Consider the following 3,543-nt stretch of genomic DNA (forward strand, 5'->3'; position numbering starts at 1 on the left):
CCTTCCGGCTCGGGCCATTCTTCTCAGCATTTCCACCCGGCATGATGGCGGAGATTACCTTGCAGGGTGATCTCGTCCAAACATGGAGCACTCAGTTCGCGCCGTATCCGCAGAGCCTCGATCCGGTATTCGTCACCGCCCGGGAACGACCGGTTCCCATCGCCGAGCTTGAGCTCGCCCGGGCCCGCCATCACCTGCATCGTCTGTTTCATGCCTTGCATCTTGCCGGGCTGGAGAACGCCAGTCTGGACGCCTTGCGCCTGGCACAGAACCTTTCGACCTCAAGCACGCTGGGCGGGCTGCGCCGTCGCCTGGTGCGCAGTGGTTTCTTTCGTCTGTCTTCGATGGAAGGCGGTGTACTCGATCCCGAGCAGGCCCGGCAAATTGGTGGCCCGGCTGCTCGTGCTGCCGGGCTGGATGATGACCTGCGCTTGGAAGACGCTGGCTATCGTCGGCTGGGATTCTCACCGGCGTGTCAGAGTCATGGTAATACCCAAGCACGCTGGCAGCAGACCCTGGACGAGATCGACCAGTCGCTCCGTCTGGCGCAGCAGGCCGAACGGGATAATGTGTACACGAGCGAGGTGGATCGCATCGAGACGCCGCGTGGCCCTTGGTCCGAGCAAGGCCCAGAGGATGCCAGCTCGCTCCTCGACGAGGTACTGCCAGACCTGGAGTGGGGCGAGGCGCTGGCGACTGTGGCTAGCCTGGATGTTGCGGCAGTAGTCGACGAGGGGGGCGGAACACAGACGCCTGATGAACTTCGGGTAGTCCAGGGAGGCTCCGGAAATGTTTTTAAATGAGCTGTTCCTGCCAGTACTGATGGTGACATTCATGCTGACTGTCGGCGCCTACGTCGTGGCGGTGCTTGATCGGCTGATTGCCGGCGCACTCGGCACACCTCAGGCAGGCAGTGTCTGGCTTGCCCCCATGGCCCGGGGGGCCTGGCTGATGATCCAGCACGCCAATGCCACCGAAGCACCGGACTGGCAGGCTTGGCGGCTGGCGCCGGCACTGTACCTGGCGTTAGCCGCAATCGGACTGGCGGTGGTGCCGTGGTCGGAGTCGCTGGTCGCCACTGATCTGGTGACTAGTGTGGTGCTGTGGGGCAGCGTGGAAGCATTGGCGACAGTGGTCATCTTTCTGCATGGCTGGTCGGCTAATGCACTGCTGGCTCTGATCGGCGGCTACCGTTATGTGGCGTTAGGGCTCTCCTACATTCTGATCAGCATGTTCGTGCTGATTGGCGTGGCATTGCCGGCCGAGTCGCTGCAGTTCACTCAAGTAGTCGCCTCGCAGGAAGCGCTGTGGAACGTCATACGCCAGCCGCTGGGGTTGCCACTGTTTCTGATCGTCGGCCTGGGCATGACCTTCTGGGGGCCGCTCAACCTGGCCGATTCGACGGACCTGGCTGGTGGCACGGCCTCTGAAATTTCTGGTCCCCCGCGGCTGGTCTGGGACGTGGCGCGAGCGGCCATGTTGGTGGCTTTCAGTGGTGTGGCAGCAAGTGCTTTTTTGGGTGGCTGGCTGGGACCTTGGCTACCCGGCCCGCTGTGGATGGCGATAAAGATGCTGGCGGTACTGCTCGTATTGCTACTGCTTGGGCGGTTACTGCCGCGTATTGCCCCTGAGCGCTGCGTCACCTTGATGTGGGTAGTGCTGCTGCCGCTGTCGTTTCTCGACCTGGTGTGGGCTGGCATAGGAGCGCTGCTATGAATCACGGCACTGGCGTAGATATCGCGTTTCTGTTGTTGGCCACGCTCGCGGTGGTTACCGGATGGCGAGTGTTTCGTACCGATTCGATGGTACGCGCCTCTTTTTTCCTGCTGGTGTCGTTCATCGCCGTGGGCGTGATCATGATTCTGCTGGCAGCGGAATACCTGGGCGTGGCGATGTTCTTCATGATGGCCGTGGAAATGACGGTCATGGCGCTGTTCATGGTCATGTTCATGATGAATCCTGCCGGCCTCAACCCGATGAATATGGTTCACCAGGAGCGTATCTCTATCGGGGCGGGGGTTGTCGGCTTCCTGGTGCTAGGCGCCATGGCGCTGTTTGCTGCCTTTCCTGACCAGCCGGTGTCGGCAAGTCTCGACCCAGTAAAGTCACTAGGCAACGAAATGCTCGGTGACTCGATGCTGATCTTCGAGTCGGCGGGTCTTGTACTGCTCACCACCATGATCGGTGTAGTGGTGTTGTCGAGTCACCGGGGGCGCTATGGGGCGGCCGCAGAAGGCTCGCTACCGCCGGGGCTGGAACCGGGCGGCGACCCGGCGGGCAAGCCCGAGGAGGACGAAGAGGGCGAGGATGGCGGTCATCAACACCACCATCATCATCATTGACCAGGACAGACAAGCAGGGAGGCTTGCATGACACTAACCACACTTTTGCTATTGGCAGCGGCACTGATCGGTATCGGGATCTACGGCGCGCTCTCTCAGCAATCGTTCGTGATGTTGATGATGGGGCTGGAGATGATCCTCAATGGCGTCATGCTGGCTGCGGTGGCGTTCTGGGCCTTTAGCGGGGCAGGCGTGCCGGAAGGGCAACTGCTGACGATCATCGTCATGGCAGTGATGGCCATCGAGATGGCCATGGGCTTTGCCTTGGTGGTGGCGGTCTTCCGCGGTAAGCAGGCCGACATGACCGAGTCACTGACCGGGTTGAAGCACTGATGTTGTGGCTTGTTCCTCTTTTTCCGCTGCTTGCCGCCCCTGGCATGTATTGGCTTGGCAAGCACTGGCCTGGCAAGGATAGCGGCCGTGTCGTGTTGAGCCTGGCGGGGGCGGCAGTGGCTGTCGTTACCCTGCTGCTCGCGAGTGTGGCACTCATGGGGGACTGGGATGGTGCCTATCGCTGGAGCTCACAGATCGTCCTGTCGGTTGGGATGACACCAGCAAGTGGCGTGTTCGCCATTGTTGTGCCACTGATCGCGACATTAATTATTGTCTATAGCGCCTACCATGAGTCTGAATCCCTCAGTGAGCGCGTACCAACGCGTCCTCCCGCCAGGTTGATCGCTCTGCTTACGGCGTTTGTCGGGGCGATGGAGCTTCTCGTACTGGCCGAGGATCTGGTCACTCTGCTGATCGCCTGGGAACTGGTCGGGGCATGCTCGTGGGCGCTGATTGCCCATGAATGGCAGGAATCCGACAACCTGCGGGATGCTGCCTGGGCGTTCCTGGTCACTCGCTTTGGGGATCTGGGGCTGTATATTGCCGCGGCGGCAGCATTTGCCGGTACTGGCTCGTTTGCCTTCGCTGAGCTGTCCCAACTCGATGGCTGGCAGTTGCATGTCTTCGTTGCCGGCGCCGTGTTGGCCGCAGCGGCCAAGTCCGCCCAGCTTCCATTTTCACCATGGTTGTTTGCCGCCATGTCCGGGCCGACACCGGTGTCGGCATTGCTTCATGCAGCGACCATGGTCGCTGCAGGTATCTATCTGGTAATTCGGCTGCATGCGGAGATGGCCGCCGTTGCCTGGTTCGGGCCGCTTGCCATCACGTTGGGCTTGGCTACCGCCTTGGCAGGCGGTGTCGTGGCCTA

5 protein-coding genes are annotated in these 3,543 nt (G+C 61.2%); all 5 read left to right on the plus strand.

Going from position 1 to position 3,543, the window contains the following annotated elements:
- A partial coding sequence (locus tag BM194_RS20305; protein WP_092850748.1) for an NADH-quinone oxidoreductase subunit D-related protein occupies positions 1-803 on the plus strand: 803 nt, incomplete at its 5' end.
- Entirely contained in the window at positions 790-1,716 is a 927-nt protein-coding gene (locus BM194_RS20310) for an NADH-quinone oxidoreductase subunit H (protein ID WP_092850750.1), read from the plus strand. The genes BM194_RS20305 and BM194_RS20310, both read left to right, overlap by 14 nt.
- On the plus strand, positions 1,713-2,342 hold the full coding sequence (locus BM194_RS20315; protein ID WP_092850753.1) for an NADH-quinone oxidoreductase subunit J: 630 nt from the start codon (positions 1,713-1,715) through the stop codon (positions 2,340-2,342). The genes BM194_RS20310 and BM194_RS20315 overlap by 4 nt, the downstream gene beginning before the upstream one ends.
- 27 nt (positions 2,343-2,369) lie before the next feature.
- A complete protein-coding gene (locus BM194_RS20320) occupies positions 2,370-2,675 on the plus strand; it encodes an NADH-quinone oxidoreductase subunit NuoK (protein WP_092850679.1) in 306 nt (101 codons plus the stop codon).
- The coding region (locus BM194_RS20325; RefSeq protein WP_280522561.1) for a proton-conducting transporter transmembrane domain-containing protein at positions 2,675-3,543 on the plus strand (869 nt) is incomplete at its 3' end. The genes BM194_RS20320 and BM194_RS20325, both read left to right, overlap by 1 nt.

Source organism: Modicisalibacter xianhensis (assembly GCF_900113605.1).
Taxonomy (GTDB): Bacteria; Pseudomonadota; Gammaproteobacteria; order Pseudomonadales; family Halomonadaceae; genus Modicisalibacter; species Modicisalibacter xianhensis.

Coding starts and splice junctions, on each gene's coding strand:
- BM194_RS20310 (WP_092850750.1), top strand. CDS start 790: ATGTTTTTAAATGAGCTGTTCCTGCCAGTACTGATGGTGACATTCATG.
- BM194_RS20315 (WP_092850753.1), top strand. CDS start 1,713: ATGAATCACGGCACTGGCGTAGATATCGCGTTTCTGTTGTTGGCCACG.
- BM194_RS20320 (WP_092850679.1), top strand. CDS start 2,370: ATGACACTAACCACACTTTTGCTATTGGCAGCGGCACTGATCGGTATC.